General features: G+C 48.3%; 17 protein-coding genes and 1 tRNA gene. 5 read left to right on the top strand and 13 right to left on the bottom strand.

Going from position 1 to position 19,914, the window contains the following annotated elements:
- Positions 1-312: 312 nt before the first annotated feature.
- From ACYQ2L_RS15210 to ACYQ2L_RS15195, 4 genes are all read right to left on the bottom strand, one after another.
- Positions 313-385: transfer RNA gene (locus tag ACYQ2L_RS15210), tRNA-Met, on the bottom strand.
- 206 nt (positions 386-591) lie between these two features.
- On the bottom strand, positions 592-1,248 hold the full coding sequence (locus tag ACYQ2L_RS15205; RefSeq protein WP_460057478.1) for a PrsW family intramembrane metalloprotease: 657 nt from the start codon (positions 1,246-1,248) through the stop codon (positions 592-594).
- Positions 1,220-2,326: a histidinol-phosphate transaminase gene (hisC, locus tag ACYQ2L_RS15200; protein ID WP_460057476.1), complete on the bottom strand. Its 1,107-nt coding sequence runs from the start codon at positions 2,324-2,326 to the stop codon at positions 1,220-1,222. Before hisC ends, ACYQ2L_RS15205 begins: the two co-directional genes overlap by 29 nt.
- 44 nt (positions 2,327-2,370) lie before the next feature.
- The gene (locus ACYQ2L_RS15195) at positions 2,371-2,598 is read right to left on the bottom strand and encodes a DUF3783 domain-containing protein (protein WP_460057475.1); all 228 of its coding nucleotides are present in this window, start codon (positions 2,596-2,598) and stop codon (positions 2,371-2,373) included.
- Positions 2,599-2,682: 84 nt separating this feature from the next.
- Between ACYQ2L_RS15195 and clpB the strand changes: the two genes are divergently transcribed.
- The 3 genes from clpB to argH all read left to right on the top strand — a co-directional run bounded on the left by clpB (position 2,683) and on the right by argH (position 7,637).
- On the top strand, positions 2,683-5,265 hold the full coding sequence (gene clpB, locus ACYQ2L_RS15190) for an ATP-dependent chaperone ClpB (RefSeq protein WP_460057473.1): 2,583 nt from the start codon (positions 2,683-2,685) through the stop codon (positions 5,263-5,265).
- Between the two features lie 97 nt (positions 5,266-5,362).
- The gene (locus ACYQ2L_RS15185) at positions 5,363-6,229 is read left to right on the top strand and encodes a DUF368 domain-containing protein (RefSeq protein WP_460057471.1); all 867 of its coding nucleotides are present in this window, start codon (positions 5,363-5,365) and stop codon (positions 6,227-6,229) included.
- Positions 6,230-6,272: 43 nt separating this feature from the next.
- Positions 6,273-7,637: an argininosuccinate lyase gene (gene argH / locus ACYQ2L_RS15180; RefSeq protein WP_460057469.1), complete on the top strand. Its 1,365-nt coding sequence runs from the start codon at positions 6,273-6,275 to the stop codon at positions 7,635-7,637.
- Here argH and ACYQ2L_RS15175 read toward each other — a convergent pair.
- Genes ACYQ2L_RS15175 through ACYQ2L_RS15160 form a run of 4 tightly spaced genes read right to left on the bottom strand, consistent with a single transcriptional unit; the run spans position 7,609 to position 11,937 of the window.
- Complete coding sequence (locus ACYQ2L_RS15175; RefSeq protein WP_460057466.1) at positions 7,609-8,448, bottom strand: ABC transporter permease subunit; 840 nt, start codon at positions 8,446-8,448, stop codon at positions 7,609-7,611. The genes argH and ACYQ2L_RS15175 overlap by 29 nt on opposite strands.
- Entirely contained in the window at positions 8,445-9,470 is a 1,026-nt protein-coding gene (locus ACYQ2L_RS15170) for an ABC transporter permease (RefSeq protein WP_460057464.1), read from the bottom strand. The genes ACYQ2L_RS15175 and ACYQ2L_RS15170 overlap by 4 nt, the downstream gene beginning before the upstream one ends.
- Positions 9,467-10,888 (bottom strand): ATP-binding cassette domain-containing protein, encoded by a 1,422-nt coding sequence (locus tag ACYQ2L_RS15165; RefSeq protein WP_460057461.1) that lies wholly within the window; start codon positions 10,886-10,888, stop codon positions 9,467-9,469. Before ACYQ2L_RS15165 ends, ACYQ2L_RS15170 begins: the two co-directional genes overlap by 4 nt.
- 11 nt (positions 10,889-10,899) lie before the next feature.
- On the bottom strand, positions 10,900-11,937 hold the full coding sequence (locus tag ACYQ2L_RS15160; RefSeq protein WP_460057460.1) for a BMP family ABC transporter substrate-binding protein: 1,038 nt from the start codon (positions 11,935-11,937) through the stop codon (positions 10,900-10,902).
- Between the two features lie 63 nt (positions 11,938-12,000).
- On the opposite strand from ACYQ2L_RS15160, the gene ACYQ2L_RS15155 reads away from it, so the two are divergent.
- Positions 12,001-13,383 carry a xylulokinase gene (locus tag ACYQ2L_RS15155; protein WP_460057457.1) on the top strand — a complete coding sequence of 461 codons (1,383 nt, stop codon included), beginning with the start codon at positions 12,001-12,003 and terminating at the stop codon, positions 13,381-13,383.
- Between the two features lie 47 nt (positions 13,384-13,430).
- Here the strand turns inward: ACYQ2L_RS15155 and ACYQ2L_RS15150 are convergent, their stop codons facing one another.
- From ACYQ2L_RS15150 to ACYQ2L_RS15130, 5 genes are all read right to left on the bottom strand, one after another.
- Complete coding sequence (locus tag ACYQ2L_RS15150) at positions 13,431-13,772, bottom strand: P-II family nitrogen regulator (protein WP_460057454.1); 342 nt, start codon at positions 13,770-13,772, stop codon at positions 13,431-13,433.
- Positions 13,773-13,783: 11 nt separating this feature from the next.
- Entirely contained in the window at positions 13,784-15,130 is a 1,347-nt protein-coding gene (locus ACYQ2L_RS15145; RefSeq protein ID WP_460057453.1) for an ammonium transporter, read from the bottom strand.
- A gap of 200 nt (positions 15,131-15,330) precedes the next feature.
- The gene (gene nifA / locus ACYQ2L_RS15140; protein ID WP_460057450.1) at positions 15,331-16,878 is read right to left on the bottom strand and encodes a nif-specific transcriptional activator NifA; all 1,548 of its coding nucleotides are present in this window, start codon (positions 16,876-16,878) and stop codon (positions 15,331-15,333) included.
- A gap of 274 nt (positions 16,879-17,152) precedes the next feature.
- The gene (gene pyk / locus ACYQ2L_RS15135) at positions 17,153-18,931 is read right to left on the bottom strand and encodes a pyruvate kinase (RefSeq protein WP_460057448.1); all 1,779 of its coding nucleotides are present in this window, start codon (positions 18,929-18,931) and stop codon (positions 17,153-17,155) included.
- 117 nt (positions 18,932-19,048) lie between these two features.
- Positions 19,049-19,504, bottom strand: coding sequence for a hypothetical protein (locus tag ACYQ2L_RS15130; protein WP_460057447.1), 456 nt, complete (start codon positions 19,502-19,504; stop codon positions 19,049-19,051).
- A 128-nt stretch (positions 19,505-19,632) separates the two neighbouring features.
- On the opposite strand from ACYQ2L_RS15130, the gene rpsF reads away from it, so the two are divergent.
- On the top strand, positions 19,633-19,914 hold the full coding sequence (rpsF, locus tag ACYQ2L_RS15125) for a 30S ribosomal protein S6 (RefSeq protein WP_460057446.1): 282 nt from the start codon (positions 19,633-19,635) through the stop codon (positions 19,912-19,914).

Here is a 19,914-nt window from a genome sequence, read left to right as displayed (position 1 = left end):
CATCGATTGTGGCAGCTGGATCAACAGCCGATCCATATAGGTATATAGCCTGAACCTGCGGAACATGTTGAGTAATGATACCTGTTACGGAACGAACATCAAGCTGAATCATACAAAAAGTATCCGTTGATCAGAATGCAAAGTCAAGAGCAGGACTCTCATGCTCCGGCTCTGTGAGCCTCCGCACCCCGCATTTTGCTTTCGCGGTTCCCTGCGTGAACCACTGCCGCAAAATACTCTGCCGGTGGTTCGAGTCCTGCCTCGCTCCTTGCAATAAAAAACCCGCAGCACCTAAAGGCACTGCGGGTTTTATAGCAGGGGCAGGACTCGAACCTGCGACCTCCGGGTTATGAGCCCGACGAGCTGCCAACTGCTCTACCCTGCGTCGTTGGTGGTAATATATAGACCAAGGAGAAAAAGGTCAAGGGCCTGGGAGAAAAATCGGGACTAATCGAGGATTCAGTCGGTCGTCCGACAGACAACCAGACAACCAGACAACCAGGCACACGGGCAGACTAACCAGTAGACACACGACCGACATACTTACTGCCTGACGAGCAGGCAGTAAGTCCGGCTTACAGGTGGGAATAATCAGTCTGTCTGATTACTCTGATGGCTTACTATCCAGCCTCGGATCAGCAGCCACAGAATGATCGGAATCCAGGCTATTATCCAGGATAAGGCAGATCCCTGGCGTACAGATATATTATATATCCAGTGAAGCATGACTGCTGTAGTCAGCAGGCCAATGGATAGTACTGTGCGTTTGAAAAGGCCTGTGTGCAGCGTACTCAGAGAATAGCTTGTTCGGCGGCGTATTGCCATGCTTGCGAGGGCAGTGGTTCCTGTATGCAGTGGTACGGAGCTTATCAGTCTGAGTGGCCATGGGGTAGTGGAAAAGACAAAGGCTGTTTCAGATATACCGAAAGCTGCACCAACAATAGAAGGTGAAATTCCGCTGAAGTATGCAAGCAGCGATGCCAGGGTGAATTTTATTGTTTCTTCGGGCAGTGCTGCATACAGCAGCTGTGCTGCCCAACCCTGTCCTGGAAGTGGAATCCAGCTCTGTATCCATACTCCAGCTATAAGGGCCGGCCAGACAGCAAAAAAACCTAGAATAAAGGCAAACCAGATAGCCAGACATCCGGGCTCGCGGAGTTTCTTCAGCCCTGAGCTACTGCTGTGCGTATCGTCATTCAGGCTTTCATTTTTCATTGCATCAGCCCGCCTCAATCTGTGTGTGACCATTCGTGTGCTCATGCATTATGGCCTCAAGTCCGCGGACCAGTGACTGCAGTGCCTGCATTTCTCCTATCGAAACCCGAATCGAATGATCAAGCCCAAAAGAGCTCAAAGATCGGATTGTGATGCCGAAATCCATTAATCGCGTATATGCCTGATCTGCTGTAATCGGTGTATGAATACAGATAAAGTTTGCCTGACTGGGATAATATGTATAACCGAGACGGTCGAGTTCAGTGCTGAGGTACCGCATTCCGCTCTGGTTGATTTCCAGAGAGTGCTTGACGAAGATGCTATCATTGAGTGCTGCTTCACCGGCAGCAAGTGCGATACCATTAACATTGAAGGGCTGTTTGACCCTGAGAAAGCAGTTAATAATATCACTGTCAGCGAAGCCGTAGCCAAGACGCAGTGCTGCGATGCCGTGAATCTTCGAAAAGGTGTGCAGAACCAGTAAGTTGCTGAATTCATCCAGAAATTTGCGTGAATCCGGATAATCCTCGGCCTCTGCATATTCTGAATATGCTTCGTCCAGCACTACAAGGATACGTCCAGGTATCTTGCTGAGAAAATCGTGAATATCATTATGATTCCGATAGGTGCCGGTTGGGTTATTGGGGTTACAGATCCACATAATCCGGGTATTCTCGTCTATTGCTTCAAGCATAGAGTCGAGATCATGATTCCCGTCTTTCAGAGGCACTTTCCTGACATCACCCCCGTAGAGACGGACGGCAAACTCATACTGGCTGAAACTTGGAGTCGGCATAACGGAATTGCTGCCTGGATCTATGAAGCTGGCTGCTGCCATGATCATAATATCATCGGATCCGTTTCCGAGAATGATTCTGTCTTGAGAGATAGAGTGGATTTCAGAGAGCTTTCTGACCAGGCTTGTACCTCGGCCGTCCGGATATACCTCAAGTTCCTGCTGCACTTGATCTATGGCCTGATGAACCATCGGCGAACAACCAAGAGGATTTTCGTTGCTTGAAAGTTTGGTTAATCCAGCAGACCGCTTGCCGGGATGATATGCAGGAATATTCTGCAGGCAGGAACGGGGTACCGGTTTCTCTTTACTCATGAAGGAATACTATTCCGCGCACCGTTTCTGGTCAAGATATGCGTTCAGACTTTCCTTTTTGGAGGATTTTTCTGCAGGTATACATGATCCTCTGTCATATCCTCTATGAGTGCTCCCAGTTTCATTTCCAGTGACTGCTCAGTGCTCATGGCAAAGATAAGATCACGGGGATTCTCGAACTGCTGTTTTACCAGCTTCATAATTTTACTTATTTCTTCATGGCTGAAGCCATGCATAATGATTACCTTGTTTTTATCTTCTGTTGAACTCATGTGGCATAGGATATCTATAGTTGCCTGGCTTTTCAAGGCAGTAGACGGTTTTGCGAAATCAGAATTTGTGGCTATATTACTGATATGGATTACGAACGACTAACTACCAAAGCACGCCAGGCGGTGCAGGACGCCGGAGCGTTTGCAATGAAAAACGATCATTCTGCAATTGAGCCGGAGCATCTCTGTTATGCTCTGATTGAACAGAAGGACGGCATAGTTCCGCCTCTGCTGAACAGGTTGGGTGTATCTATCCCTGCTCTGAGAACAGAGCTCGAAAAAAGCGTGCAGCGCTTGCCGAAGGTATATGGCGATGCAGCCCAGATGCAGTTGAGTCCTCCTGCCATGAAGCTGCTTGTGAAGGCAGAAAAAGAGCAGGAGAAACTCGGGGATGATTTCATCAGTACCGAGCATCTATTATTATCTGCTCTGGGCAGTGAAGGGCCTATTGCAGAAATTCTAAAAAAACACGGCATAAGCAGAGATGAACTGCTTGAGGCTTTGCAGGATATTCGGGGGGGACAGAAGGTAAGCGATCAGGATCCCGAGAATCGATACCAGGTACTGGAAAAATATACCCGTGACCTCACTGCACTTGCACGACAGGAGAAGCTGGATCCGGTAATAGGCCGTGACGAGGAAATCCGGAGGGTCATGCAGGTTCTTTCACGAAGAACCAAAAACAATCCTGTTCTGATTGGTGAGCCTGGTGTGGGCAAAACCGCAATTGCAGAGGGACTTGCCCGTAGAATTGTCTCGGGCGATGTTCCCGAGAGCATCAAGAACAAAACGATACTCTCCCTGGATATGGGCTCTCTGGTGGCCGGGACCAAGTTCCGCGGTGAATTCGAGGAACGCCTCAAGGGGGTGATCGAAGAGATCGCTTCCAGTGCAGGGAAAATCATTCTGTTTATCGATGAGCTTCATACTTTGGTTGGAGCAGGTGCTGCGGAGGGGGCCATGGATGCTTCCAATCTTTTGAAGCCGGCACTTGCAAGGGGAGAACTCCGCTGTATTGGAGCGACTACCCTTGACGAATACCGCAAGCACATAGAGAAAGATGCAGCATTCGAGCGCAGGTTTCAGACAGTCTTTACCAGCGAGCCATCGGTGGAGAGTGCAATAGCGATTCTCCGTGGTTTGCAGGAGCGCTATGAGGTACATCATGGTGTGCGTATAAAAGATGAGGCTCTTGTCGCAGCTGCGGTGCTTTCAGACAGATATATTACCAGTCGATTTCTGCCTGACAAGGCAATCGATCTTGTCGACGAGGCAGCGAGCAGATTGAAGATGGAGATCGAAAGTCAGCCTACCGCCCTGGATCAGCTGGAACGGAGAATCCTTCAGCTGAATATAGAGAAGCAGGCCCTCAGCAAGGAAAATGATGCCGCAAGTACCGAACGGCTTAAAAAGCTGAACTCTGAACTTGCCGAGCTCAGCCATGACAGGGATGCAATGCATGCCCAGTGGCAGAATGAGAAGACTAAAATCGATGAGCTGCGGAGTCTCAAACAGCAGCTGGAAAATCTCAGTATCGAAGAGACCCAGGCAGAGCGTGAAGGGAATTTTACCCGTGCAGCGGAGATCAAACATGGGCTGATCCCTGATCTTCGGGGTAGAATGGCGACTTTGAGTGAAGCAATCGATGCTCAGCAGAGTGAGGGCAGCTCGATGCTGAGGGAAGAGGTGTCGGAGGAAGATATCGCCGCGGTGGTTTCAACCTGGACTGGAATACCGGTCAGTAAAATGATGAGCAGTGAAATGCAGAAGCTTCTCCAGCTTGAAGAAGTACTTGGCAGGCGTGTTATCGGGCAGGAGCATGGAATACGAGCCGTCTCGGATGCAATCCGACGGAACAAAAGCGGAATTGGCGATATCAACCGCCCATCAGGCGTTTTTCTCTTTATTGGCCCAACCGGGGTGGGAAAAACCGAACTCAGCAAGACCCTGGCTGATTTTCTGTTCAATGACGAACGGGCCCTGACCAGAATCGATATGAGTGAATACATGGAGAAGCATGCGGTCAGCCGGCTCATCGGAGCTCCTCCCGGGTACGTGGGTTATGAACAGGGCGGTCAGTTGACTGAAGTCGTTCGCCGTCGTCCTTATTCCGTAATTCTCTTTGATGAAATCGAAAAGGCCCACCCGGATGTGTTCAATATACTGCTGCAGCTCATGGATGAAGGCCGCCTGACTGACGGACAGGGGAGACTGATTGATTTCAGAAATACAGTAGTCATTATGACCAGTAATGTTGGGAGTGATCTGATTCTCAGGCATGATGATCTCGCAGAAGTCAAACCGAGAATCAACGAGATTCTTCACGCAACATTCAAGCCGGAGTTTCTGAACAGAATAGACGAGATTGTTACCTTTCACCGTCTGGACAAGGATCAGATAACCAGAATCGTGGATATCGAGATCGGGAGACTGCAGAAACGGCTCGTTGAAAAACGGATTTCTCTTTCTCTCACAGATGGTGCCCGCACCCTTCTTGCAGACGTCGGGTTTGACCCGGCTTTCGGGGCACGACCGCTGAAGCGTACAATTACTAATCTCGTACAGAATGAGCTTGCGAAAATGCTCCTCTCGGGCAAAGTTCAGGAGGGGGGAAGTGTGAAGATTGTTGCTGAAAATAATGTACTCACACTGGTCGCGGAAAAATAAAAGATCAGCAAGACGAAGCTGCAAATAGTAAATATATCTCTTCAGATATAGATTTCAGACCGGCAGGAGTATACAATATCATGATGAGAGGTAAAGCATGACAGAACGTAAGGCTCCTTTGTCCCTGCTGGTTACTGTGAAAGGGATTGCCATTGGTCTGGCGAATATTATTCCCGGTGTAAGCGGCGGTACTATAGCCGTGATCGTCGGAATTTACGATGAACTTATGGAGGCCTTCGGAGCCTTCTTTTCCAGTGAAGGCGGGTGGAAACGGAATCTTTTATTTCTCCTGCCTCTTATTTTTGGTGTGCTTATTGGCAACGTGGCATTTGCCCGTCTCATTGGTTTTTTTCTTGCTGAAATTCCTGCACAGACTAATTTTTTCTTTATAGGTCTTATTGTAGGTAGCGCTCCTTATCTCATCAACAGGGCAGGGCAGGGAAAGTTCAGCTGGTACTTTCTTATTGCATTTGCAATTGGCCTCGGCCTGGTGCTCTGGATGGGTCTTGCTGAACGCCCTGCGGCAAGTCCGCCGCTGACAGAAATTACTCTTCCGGCTCTTGGCTTAATGCTTGCTGTGTCAATTATAGCGAGCTTTGCTATGGTCGTGCCCGGTGTAAGCGGTAGTTTTCTGCTGCTGCTTTTCGGCATGTATTCCACCATGCAGCACTCATTCAGTACGCTCAATATTCCTTTCATTGCTGTATTTGTCGGAGGACACATAATCGGGGTAGTTCTGGTCGCGCGGCTCATAACCTATCTTCTGGATCGATTTCATGGATTTACCTATTTTGTAATACTCGGTCTGGTTCTCGGTTCGGTGGTCAGTCTCTGGGAAGGCTTTTCAATGGATATGACAGGCTTAACGGGGATTCTGGCACTTGTCGCGGGCTTTCTGCTCAGTTTTTTTCTGGGAAGCGGTACCAAGGACCGGCTGAAATCTGAAGCAGAAGTCAAGCGTTGACAGGTAAAGTGCAGGACGGTATGCTCAGATTCCGGAGGGTCCTGTGGCGAAAATCTGGCAGAAGAATGGTAATATCAACGAATTAATCGAGAGCTTTACTGTGGGCAGGGATTATCTGCTCGATGAAGTTCTTGTTCCCTATGATTGCGCAGGCAGCATAGCTCATGCAATGGGTCTGGAGAAAATCGGACTGCTTACGGGCGATGAATGCAAGGACCTGGTACAGGAGCTGAGGACAATAGCAGCGGTTGCTGCATCCGGTGAATTCAGGATTCCCCGGGAACTGGAAGACGGCCACGCAGCTATTGAAAGTGTCCTTGTAGACCGTCTGGGGGAAGCCGGGAAAAAAATCCACACCGGGCGTTCCCGCAATGATCAGGTATTGACTTCAACCCGCCTGTACAGCAGAGACAGAATTCTGTCGATTCTATCCGCCGGACTTTCAGCTGCAGAAAGCTGGACTGATTTTGCGGAAAGGAATTCCCGGGTGCCTATGCCCGGTCGTACACATATGCAGGTCGCAATGCCTTCTACTGTGGGTTTATGGGCTCAAGCCTATGCCGAAGAAATACTGGATGATCTGGAGCTGCTTCTTCCGGTTTATGAGAGAATTGACCGCTCTCCACTCGGTGCGGCTGCCGGTTACGGTGTGCCTCTTCCGCTTGATCGTGAGTATACTGCAGCGTGTATGGGTTTTTCAAAAGTACTGGAGAATACCATCTATGTAAACAGCAGCCGGGGAAAGTTTGAATCCCAGCTTCTGCAGGTATTTGAACAGCTGCAGCAGACTTTCTCAAAGATTGCACAGGATCTCATGATGTTCAGTCTGCCTGAATTCGGTTATTTCTCCTTGCCAGCAGAATTGTGTACCGGTTCCAGTATTATGCCACAGAAGAAAAACCCTGATGGTCTTGAGCTGCTTCGAGCAAAAGCTGGTGTAGTATCCGGCTATTCCCAGCAGGTAATGAATATTATTCGATCCTTGCCATCCGGTTATAACCGTGATTTTCAGGATACCAAGGAACCGCTGCTCAGGAGTATTGAAATCTGTGAAGCAAGCACCGCCGTAATCAAACTGACTGTAGATTCATTGCAGGTAAACGAAAAGAATCTGAGGCAGGGCTGCACTGTAGACATCTTTGCAACCGATGCTGCATTGGAACTGGTTGCGGGTGGCATGACTTTCCGCGATGCATACCGCCAGGTCGGAACCAATCTGGATACAGTGGAATCAATGTCTCTGGATGAAGTAATCGCTTCACGGACAAGTCCAGGTAGTCCCGGGAATATTTCCCGGAACAATATGCTGAATAAGCTTGGAGAGATGAGGGACTGGGTAAAGCAGGAAACCGAACGGGTTCGTACAGCGATCGCGGAGCTTATTCCCGGATTTTACGGTAGCGTATAGCAGAGGAAAGTATATAAGCCAGGGTGGTGGCGGCATAGGGTAGGGTCATCAGTATTCCACTGGGTATTATAGTCCGACCTTGAAGGCTGCCGGCAACTGAATCGCTGAGGCCATATAGAATTGCTCCGATCACTATGCCGAAAGGGTGCTGAAATCCGAGGAAAATGGTTCCCAGTGCAATCCAGCCCCGACCGGCACTCATAGCAGGCGCAAAAGCCCCGATACGCAAACTCAGCAATGCACCTGCCAGACCTGCACATATTCCCGAGAGTGATAAAGCCAGTTTCTGATATTTTTCCGTTGAGCCTCCACGGCGTCGGAGCAGCTCCTGCTGGACACCGGCCGCCTGAAGTTCTATCCCGTATCTGCTGTTGCGAAGAAACAGGTACACTGCAGTACAGGCTACTGAAGATAATGTCAGGCTCATTGCCGCAAAGGCAGGCGGGGTAATAAACCCTGCAGGCAGTCTGAAGACTCCACTGGTGCCTATAACTGCATTCGATACAGCTGGAATAATTCCTGCAGCAAGCAGATTTATTCCCAGTCCGATTATGAAAATATTAGCCCGGAACTGCATTCGGAATATTATCTGTATTCGGGCAACAAGGAATCCGGTTAATGTCCCTGCAGCCACGGCCAGAATCACTGATCCACTGAGCAGACCAGCCAGAGCTGCAGCAAATGCACCACTGAGAATTATCCCTTCCAGTGCAATATTGAGAACGCCTGCTTTTTGCGACAACAAGCCTCCTGCAGCTGCGATCACAATCGGAGAAGCAGAGAGCAGCGCCTGGAAAATAAATGCAATCATTTCTCTTTCCTCCGGCGCGTCGCCTGTACCGTTACAAGCAGAAAAATCATTGCCTGTAATATTGAGCTTATATCCAGCCTGAGATTGCTGACAACCAATGCCTGGCGTGATCCTGCAATTATGTAGGAGAAGAACAGGGCTGCTGGTAGCAATTTCAGGGGCCTGTTGCCGGCAATGAGCGCAATTGCAATACCATTCCAGCCGTATCCTGCTGAAAATCCGAGGATGCCGGCGTGATGCACTCCAGTAACCAGCAGTGCTCCTGCAATACCATGAAGTGCCCCCGAGATAGTGAAGGCTGAGGATCGGATGCTTCGTATCTGAAGCCCTTCTGCGGCAGCAAATTCAGGATGATTACCTGTAAGCCGATATCTTGTTCCTCTTACACCCTTTTCCATATACAGGGTACTTATAAGCCAGATCAATAATGCCAGCAGTGCGGCTGCAGAGAGCACCGATGGCTGAAGGATTTGCGTAAATCTGACCTTCTCGGCAATATAGGGAGTACGGATCATGCTGGAACTGCTGTCGTAGAGCAGTTCCCTGAATAAATAATCTACGAGTGGAAACATCGCACTGCCAATCAGAAAACTGGTGATCAGCTCGTCGGCATTCCATCGTTTTCGGGAATATGCACTCAGACCTGCAATTCCTGCCCCGGCAGAGCCGCCGCCAATACATACGACTGCAATGATCAGCCAGCCTGGAAGGCTTCCCGGACCAAGAAAGAGCGCTAATGCGACAGCTACAGCTGAACCAGCGTAAACCTGTCCCTCACCGCCCAGATTGAAACTCCCGGTTTGAAATGCCAGAACCGCTCCTAATCCGCTCAGAAGCAGAAGGGCTGACTGACTCAGTAAGTTACCGAATGCATATATACTTGAAAAAGGTCCCAGGAAGAAAGCTCTGACAGCTGCGGCTGGCTGGTCTGAAGAAACTGCAAAAATCAGGGGAATGAGAATACAGACTGCAATTAGAGGTATGAATGCTTTGTTGGATGTGAAGTTCCTGTGCTCGGTCATTTTGTATTCCCTTTAAGTACTTCGGCAATTCGGCCGTCATGCAGAATCAGGAGTCGATGGCAGATTGGCTCTATTTCTTCGCGCGCTGAACTGAGAAGTAGTATTCCAGCGCCTCTGGCTGCTAGTTCTCGTAGTGAGTCCCACAAGAGCTCGACACCATCTGCATCCAGTCCCAGATTTGGCTCGCATACCAGGGCAAAAGCCATGACCGCGTCATGGACGTCTGTCTCCCTTCCGATCAACAATCGCTGTCGCATTCCTCCTGAATAACTCCGTAGCGGCAGCTGTTCATTTTCCGGAAGACCTAATTTACTCAACAGTTCTGAGCTCTGACGTTTCAGGCAGTATTGTCTCCATAATCCCAGAAAGGTGCTCTCCGGGTGGCGGATTTTTATATGTTCACGCAGTGAATCAATGATGCTCAATTCATATGCCAGACCCCGAACGAATCGTTTTGTAGGAATATAGCGCATACCAAGACTTCTTGCTTCATGTATGCTTCCGTAATTCCTGTTCCGGATAGAGCGTCTGCCGGAATCTATGGCCTGGTAGCCCGCTATTACATCCTCAAGCATGAGTAATCCATGATCACGGTAGCCACTGACTCCGACAATTTCACCCGGGAAGACATCAATCGAGATGTTTTCGAGTTCGCCGAGAACACGGCTCTTTGCATTGATATTTTCCAGGCGTGCAACTGCCCGGGATTCCGGGAACATGGGTTTCATTCTGTTTTCATGTATCCGCTGCACAGTATAGAGTTCATCTGAATCGATTTCAGACATTATGCCTTTATCAATCCGGAAAATCCGTTTTGCCAGCAATTGTATTTCATGCTTTCTGTGGCTGATATAGATAATACCTATACCCCTTTGATTCTGTATGATCTTCAGAATCGATTCCCTCTCGGCAGGGGTACATGAAGCAGTAGGTTCATCGAGAATCAGCAGGCGTGGCTTACGCATGAGGACCGCTGCCAGCTCTGCAATATGAAGCTGGCCGATACTCAGCTCATTGCCTGATAGGTCAACAGGCAGAGAGATGCCGATGGAATCAAGCCGTGCAAGTATGCTCTTCCTTGCTTTCCGTCGGCTGAATATTGCCATGTCTGATAGTCCTACACAGAGGCTTTCCCATACAGGTCGGTCGGGCAGAATTCTCGGGTGCTGGTGGACAAGCCCTACCCCTGGATGTGTCTGTCCGTTCGGCAGGGTAAGGGAATCCAGAATTATGCTACCGGAATCTGCTGGTTGTTCTCCCGCCAGAATGGTAACCAAAGTGCTTTTCCCTGCACCGTTATCACCGACAATTCCGACTATTTCATCTTCCTGTACAGTGAAACTGATAGCATTGTTGGCATGGATACCTGTTTCGGGGTAGAATTTATCTATGGCAACAATCTCTGCAATAGTATTCAATTTTTATCCGCTTACAGCTTTCCGGGGCTGATATCACCGGCCAGAATTGCCTGTTCTATATCAATAATTGCCTGTCTGAATTGATTCGGTACCGTTTCAAGAAAAACCAGGTGATCAGAATCAAAGCCGATGAATCCTTCCTTCACACCATAGGTCCGGGAAGTTCCGAATTCGAGGCTGCCTTCCGCGGCGGACAGGATGCCGGTGCGTGCTGCTGTGTCCTGTTTGACAATAGTGCTGCCCAAAACAATTCCAGGGGCAAAATCATACCCAGGCGCATCGAACCAGGTGACGTACGCACCTTCTTCCGAAGCGGCGCTGATTACACCCTGATTTCCTCCGCCAGCAATGGTAAGAATCACATCTGTTCCGGACGCTATGAGGGAACGGGTAAGCTCGGCTGCTTTTGAGGGGTCGTTCCAGTTGCCGACTACGCGGAAATCAAGTTCTGCCGAAGGATCTACGGCCCGTGCACCTTCGAGGAATCCTACCGCAATTACATTATTCATAACCGGAAATTCCTGACCGGCAACAAGGCCGAGGCGTACCCCCGGTTTTGCATGTGTTAGCTCCGAGCTGCTGATCAGAGCTGCAAAGTAGCCATTGAGAAATCCTTGTTCGTGGTGGTTATAGGATATCGCAGCAACGGTTTCAGCACCCTCCATATGAGCATCAAGGAGAAGAAAGTGCTGATTGGGGTGTCTGGTAAGTACACGGCTGACAATATCCGGTAGAGCCGGGTTGGAACTGACAATGAGGTCATAACGCCGGCTCCCTGCCATGGTAATCAGAGTTTCCTCCCATTCCGCCTGGTTGGTTCCGGCTTCAACTACCGTGACCGTGATTTCTTCGTTCAGTTCCTCAGCTTCTCTTGCTCCACGGACCATCAGCTCATAGGTCGGGCTTCCCTCGACAAATCCAGGCACGAATATGCCGACCTGAAAACCGGTTGATTCAGTCTCGCTGCAGGAGCTCAGGCTGTACATCAAGATCACAGCGGCACTAATAAATAGCAGCATTTTATATGCAGTTTTTATATTGTTTTTCATGCAGCAACTATATCGGTTTTTCGCCGGGTTGACCAGCATCGACCCCGATGACATGATACGCATATGCATACCGATCTTTGTTTGGCAGTAGATGTTGGTACATCCAGTGTAAAGGCAGGAATCATTCAGGCTGACGGGCAGCTTATCTGCAGCGGCAAGGGCGCTATACGTTATCCCGGCAATCATTTTGATCAGCTTCACCCGGATGAGCTGATCCGGGCTTTTCAGACTGCGATACAGCAGTTGGATCCCCTCTCGGGAATTTCTTCAATAGCAATCAGCGGTAATGGGCCTACTCTGGTTCCTGTCGACTCGACGGGCAGACATCTGGACACCGTTCTGATGTGGCTGGATAAACGTGATATTCCGGATTCACGCGGACAATCCTTCTTTTTGCCGAAGGTTTCCTGGTTCCGCGAGCATTGCATGAAGAAATACGAGCAAACCCGGTATTTTCTTTCCTGCGCGGAATATATTGTGGCGTATATAAGCGGTGAGTACCACACTGCCAGTCCCTCAACAGATTTTGATCAGCTGTTCTGGGGTGCCGATGATTTTGGATATTATGAGATGGATCCTGAGCTATTTCCTCCCTTTCTGCGTCCAGGTGAAATAGCCGGAAAGGTGAATGCAGCAGCCTCAGAGATGCTTGGTATACCTGCCGGCATTCCTTGTGTAGCCTCGGGCAGTGATTTTTTAATGAGTCTTCTGGGTACCGCAACCGTCAGGACCGGCATGATATGTGACAGAGCAGGCAGTTCAGAGGGTATCAACTACTGTACTGACAGACATATCCAGGAGCCACGATTGAGAACCCTCCCGCATGTAATCCCGGGACTCTTTAACACCGCAGGTATTCTCTCATCTACCGGATTGCTATTTGAATGGTACAGGCGCTTTACCGGGATGCAGTCCCTCTCTTATGCCGATATGCTGGCTATAATTTCCGGAACAGATCAACCTTCTCCATGGTTTTTCCCGACCCTGCACAGTGGTGCAAGCTGGGAGTTCCATCATGGGATGTTTTATGGTCTTGGTGCAGGACATGGAGCCGCCGAAATGGGAAAGGCAGTGGTGCAATCTATTGCGTATGCAGTTCGGGAAACGATTGAGATTCTCCGGGAGAGTGTAGGGCCTGTAACTTCTATGAGGGCTTGCGGCGGTCAGGCGAGAAACAGAATCTGGAATCAGATGAAGGCTGATATCGCGGGGGTCGCAATTGAAGTGCCGGAAGTTCCGGAGGCTGAACTTACAGGAAATGCAGCATGCTGTTTTACAGCTATGGGATATTACAGGAATGTATGTGATGCAGCAGAGTCTATGGTTCGCATCGAGCATGAATATCTGCCGGATATGGAGCGTTTTCATGCAAGTGATGAAGATTATCGATCTTATAGAAGCGTATATGATTCATTCAGGAAGGCAGAAAAAACCCGAACCGTGTAACACACGGTTCGGGAAAGAAACTAAGCTGCAAACTGCAGCGGGGAGACCTAACCAATAGCGGCTTTTCCGGTTTCTCCACTTCGTATCCGGATACAATCATCCAGACTTGAAACCAGTATTTTTCCATCCCCGATTTCACCGGTTCTGGCTCCGCGGATTATCGCATCAATTGTTGGCTGCACGAACTCTTCGTTAACCGCAATCTCGATACGTGTTTTCTTAAGTAGATTTACCTCGATATCCACCCCGCGGTAGGATTCGTGGTAACCTCTCTGCTGACCGCAACCCAATACATTGGTAACGGAAATCTTGAAGATTTTTGCCTTGAACAATTCTTCTTTTACGTCATTCAACTTGTGCGGCTGAATGAATGCAGTGACTAATTTCATTTTCTACCCCCTTACATCGTGCTGAAGATCTGGAAACCGCTATAGGATTCCATTCCGTGCTCACTGATATCCAGTCCCTGCAATTCTTCTTCAGGTTCTACCCGCAGATTACCGGTCTTCATGAGAACCAGGAATACTGCGCCAGCAGTTACGCTTACCCAAACGAATGCAGCACCGATACCAATTACCTGTGTGATCAACTGACCGGCACCGCCGCCATAGAACAGACCTGCTTCGGTATGAAACAGTCCTACCATCAGGGTACCCCAGGCACCACAGACACCGTGCACTGATATCGCACCTACAGGATCATCTATATGCAGTTTCTTGTCGATAAACTCGACCGCAAGTACAACCAGAATACCAGATGTTAGACCTATAGCAATTGCAGCCATTGGGCTCACAATGTCAGCACCGGCGGTGATTCCGACAAGGCCTGCCAGGGCACCGTTCAGTGACATGGAAGGATCCGGCTTGCCGAAGAGTTTCCAGGTCATTGCCATTGCAGCGATTGCACCAGCTGCGGCACTCAAGGTCGTAGTAGTAAATACCAGTGAAATATCAGGATCAGAACCACTCAGGGTAGATCCACCGTTAAATCCGTACCAGCCGAACCACAGTATGAACACACCAAGGGCAGCCAGGGGCAGGTTATGTCCCGGTATAGCCTTGACGGTGACCTTACCATCACTTTTAACGTATTTACCGCGTCGAGCACCGATAATAATGGCACCCATGAGAGCAGCCCAACCACCGACAGAGTGAACAATGGTGGATCCTGCAAAGTCATGGAATCCAAGGCCGTCTAACCAGCCGCCGCCCCATGTCCAGTGTCCGAAAACAGGGTAGATCAATGCAGTAATAAATACACTATAGATCAGATATCCGGAAAATTTGGTTCTTTCGGCCATTGAACCGGAAACGATCGTTGCAGCGGTGGCCGCAAATACTACCTGGAACATCCAGTCACGATACAGTTCTGACATGGATCCAACACCGTATGCAGCCAGTGTTCCTTCTGTGTAGTTAAGAAAGAAACCATTCAGTCCGATCAGTCCGGCAATTGATTCAGTACCGTACATAATTGCCCAACCGACGACAAAATACATTACTGCCCCTGCGGAAAAGTCCATCAGGTTTTTCATAATAATGTTGCCGGCGTTTTTGGCGCGGGTCAATCCGGTTTCAACCATTGCGAATCCGGCTTGCATAAAGAATACCAGAGCAGCAGCTAGAATGAGCCAAAGCATATCCAGTGCCAACTCAACTTCGGCCATCTCAAGTGCAAAAGCATTTCCGGCAGCTATTAGTGCTATCAGGATGGCCAGGACGAGAACTCGCGTTCTTTTTTTGTTCATGATGTACAAACCTCCTCAGGTATGAGTCTGTACATTACTTTGCAATATTGAGGCCAAGTCGAAGATTTTCGGGAATTTTTTGAATTATTTTTATAAAGTGTTTCAGTGCAATGAATAGTATGCGTTCGGGTATTCTGCCCTCCCGCACACTAAATTGTACGTTTAAGAAATTAAGCTACATTTATGTAGATTAAGAAATATTAACTACGAAAATGTCGCGATTCTATGCCGTATTTTTTTACTCTCAAGCCCATAATGCGCTCGGTAATGCCGAGAATCCGCGCTGCTCTGGCCATATTACCCTTGGTTGATTTAAGTGCATCCTGTATCAGATCGCGTTCAAGGTTCTCCAGTGCTTCTTCAAGTGTCCCGTGCAGATCTGTATTGCTCGACTCGGCGGATTGAAGGCTTGGAGGCAGGTTGTGCGGGTGAATAACCTCATCCACACTCAGAAGTACCGCCCTCTCAACTACATTTTCAAGTTCACGAACGTTTCCCGGCCAGTGATAGTTTGAAAGCAGTTCTATTGCAGGGGTAGAGATCCTCCTGACGATTTTTCGATTATTGGCTGCATATTTTTCTATAAAATGATCAGCAAGGAGCAGGATATCGCTTCTTCGCTCACGGAGTGGTGGAATGTGAATGGGGAACACATTCAGGCGATAGTATAAATCTTCTCTGAACATGCCCTGTTCGAGCAGTTCCTCGAGATTTCTGTTGGTAGCAGCAATTACCCTTACATTAGTTCTGATCGTTTCGTTGCCTCCAACACGTTCGAATTCCCGCTCCTGTAATACTCTGAGGAGTTTGACCTGGGTAGCTGGCGACAGTTCTCCGATTTCATCAAGAAAAATAGATCCACCATGGGCTGCTTCAAATCTTCCCTTACGGGTTGCAATTGCACCGGTAAATGAGCCTTTTTCATGACCGAATAATTCACTTTCTATCATGCTTTCGGGTAGTGCGGCGCAGTTTACTTTTATGAGCGGTTTTCCGTTTCTCAGGCTGTTATAGTGAATTGCCTGGGCAATAAGTTCTTTACCGGTACCACTTTCACCTCTGATCAGAACGCTGGCGTCACTTTTTGATACCTGCGCGATCATTTCATATACATCCTGCATCAATTTTGATTTACCGATCAGATTTGATGGATGATATTTTTCCTTGAGCTCTTTCTGCAGGCGGTTGTTTTCTTCCAGCAGTTGATTTCTTTCCTCAAGAATTGCATGGCGTATCTTTACGGCCTGCGCAATCAGTGAGGAAACGATAGAAAGCAGCCGCACCTGTTTTTCAAGAGCATTCTCCGAGGTGTATTCAGTATCCACACTGAAAGCGCCAATTGTTTCATTGCCGATTTTTATAGGAACACAAATAAAACTGATGGAGCTGCCGTCGTCCCGTCTGGCACCGGTTCTGTTGAGAAATCGAGGGTCATCTGCAATCCTCGGAATAACCAGTGGCTGTCCACTTTGAACTACCTTCCCGGTAATACCCTCACCGAGCTTGTACCTTCCTTTCTCTTGTTCTGTCGGGGATAAGCCCAGGGCAGTCTCGATTACGATATCACCTGAGTTGCGGTCAAGCAGCGTAATAGTACCGCGCTTGATCTGCATATTGTCAGCTACTGCTCGAAGTACAGGGTTGATTACCTGCTTGATATCGATGCTCTGATCAAGAATCTGGCTTATCTGAAACAGCAGTGAAAGATCTTCAGGGTTTTTATGAGAATGACCAGCGTTTTGTGTCATAACTCCTCCATGCAGCGATACTACATTTATGTCGGAATCTTGCCAAGTAGCAATGAAAATGTACTGACTTGTAATAGAGCTCATGCAAAATTGCATTTTGCATGAGCATTCGCAAGAATATAACTTCTCAAGTTGTTTACATAAAACACCTTGAGAAATCGCTATTGATGCGAGGAGGAAATTGCACGTAATTTTGCAATTTCCTATAGATAAAAAAAAAGACGCCGAACTTGTATTCGGCGTCTTTTAATTTGTGTTGTATATGCTCCGGATTTTATTCTTCCAGTGCACCTTCGTAGATTATTTTTTCAACACCATCCAGGCTGACCATTAATCCCTCTTCAAACTGTGCATATGCACTTGGAACTCCGCAGATAACTACGAGGCCGGCTTTCCGGGAGCTGAATGTCTTGACATCCGCTGCTGGCTGTTCTTCAACAATCAATCCTGTCAGGTGATCTGCAGAGGAAAGATCAGCAGTTTCATCTATTGATTTACAGAGAGCGATGAAAGGAGTGTCTTTTGGTGCTTTCCGGAGTACTTCCGCAAAGTTTACTCCCTTAACCAGCAGGCCGGAAGTCTTGCCACCGGAACCATCTATGCCTCTGTTCAGGATATTTCCCATAAAATGAACCTTGATAGTATTCATTGGAATCGGTGAGTTAAGCGGTAGCCCAGCGGCAGTAACGACCTTGTCATTCTTGCTGATGAAGCCGGCTTTCTGAGCAGCGCGTAGGGCATTCTGGATCATGATTTCAGAATTATTGACAAATTCGGCGAGAATGGGAAATACACCCCACTGCAGCAGAAGCTGGCGAAATGCGGTTTCGCTGGTTGTGACAGCAATGATTCTCTGTTTTGGTCTGAACTTGCTGAGCAGTCGTGGTGTATTACCGCGCAGAGTAGGAGTAATGATGGCAGTTGCATCAACATCCTGCGCCAGCAGATAGGCTGATTTTGCTACTGCGTGTCCGATTTCTCCGCTGTTGTTGGCCTGCATAGTGAAGTAGCGCTCTGTTCGTTCAGTATACTCTGGAGAGGTTTCAACTGCCATCGCAACGTTATGCATAGTCTCGATTGATCTTATAGGGTAAGAACCGCTGGCGGTTTCTCCGCTGAGCATGATTGCATCGGTTCCATCAAAGATTGCATTTGCTACGTCAGTAAGTTCTGCTCGTGTAGGGTTAGGATTGTTGATCATGGAATCAAGCATCTGTGTAGCGGTGATAACCGGCTTGTTCTGGCGGTTGCACTTTTCTGTAATCCGCTTCTGTGCCATTGGAATGGCTTCAGGTGGAAGCTGTACTCCGAGGTCACCCCGGGCAATCATAATGCCATGGGATACATGGATGATCTCGTCTATGTTATCCAGGCCTTCCTGATCTTCGATTTTGGGAATCACTCTGATTGGCGAGTCGTTCTCAGCCAGAAGATCCAGAATCTCCTGTACATCAGATGCTTTACGGATAAACGAAGCAGCTATGAAATCCATGTTGTGCTTGACGGCAAAGAGAATATCTTCCTTGTCCTTTTCGGTAATTGCAGGGAGGCTGGTCTTGATGCCGGGTACATTTACGTTCTTTCTGCTTCCGAGTTCACCGCCGGAACGGACAACACAGCAAATTTCATTACCTTTTGCAGATTCAACTTCGAGGTCAACGAGACCGTCAGCAATCAGAATGTGATTCCCGGGGCTGACTTCGGATGGAAGTTTCTTGTAGCTGATACCGAGAAGCTTTTCTGTACCTTCTACTTCCTCAGTTGTAAGAGTGATTTTTTCTCCATTAACCAGGTTGATTTTTGCTCCGCCTTTTATCTGGCCAGTGCGTATTTCCGGCCCTTTGGTGTCCAGAAGCAGGGCAACAGGAATGCCTGTTTCCTGGCTGGCCTTTCGTAGTTTCGCAACCCGATCGGCGTGATTCTCGTGAATATCATGGGAAAAATTGAATCGTGCAACGTTCATACCGGCACGCAGCATGTTTTTCATGATTTCAACATCGTCAACCGCTGGTCCGATGGTGCATACGATGCGGGTCTTACGTAAAGTGTTCATAGTCATTTGTGATCCTTTAGATAGATTGTTTTTTATCCGGTGTACATGATAGCGCTGATGGAAAGTTTATGAAAGACCTCTTCATGTAAAAAAAATACCGATTAAGCCGGTAAGGTCCTATTCATCCTCATGATGGATCTTCAGAAGATGGCGCAGTTCATCCTGACTGATGGTATCTTCTTTCTCGTCAAGATTCTGCTCGCTTTGAATTAATGATCTGATTTTATCGTATCTGGACTGCTGATCACTCAGGCAGGCCTGTAGTTTGATTCTGGCGTTCTGCAGTTGGCCTGCAAAACGAAACTTGTCCTGGAGAATGCCATTAATAAAGTCACAGAACATGCTTATAGTGTGCTGGAGATCCTTCAGGTGCTGGTTGCGGGAAATGAGATGCGGGTTGTCTTCCAGAGACTGAAACAGGCGGACAACACAGGCGTCGATAAAAAAAATATCATCGATAAGTTTATCCCGGAAATATTCCGGATCAATTTCAAGATTCAGGCCTTTCTGTAGTGTCTTGATCTGACTGTTGATGAAAAAAATGTTGTCTTCGTAGTTTATTCTGTAGCCCATGTGGTCTCCTGATCGCCGTTGAGAAGTATTGACAGCGGGATAGTGCTATGGTAGCCTCGCAAGACCTCTTTACTGCCTGATAATTCATACCATTGGCAGTCAAAAAAGTCCAGAAGGAGGATCTAATTATGAGGGAATACGAAATGGTTTGTGTTTTCCGAGCTGAAGATGAGATGTTTCAGCAGGGGAAAGAAGCAACCAAAGCCGAGCTGAAAAAGCTTAATGTGACGATCACAAAAGAAGACGATATGGGTCAGAAGACCCTTGCGTATGAAATTGATCGCCAGTCACAGGGTCACTACTATCTGTTCGAGTTCACTGCGGAACCGGCTGCTGCTAACAGCATCGATGACGTGCTGCGCTATCAGAACGAACTGCTGCGGCATCTGGTGGTGCGAAAGGGAGAGTAA

The organism is Spirochaeta dissipatitropha (genome assembly GCF_054657935.1).
This window is presented reverse-complemented; position numbering and strand designations above follow the sequence as displayed.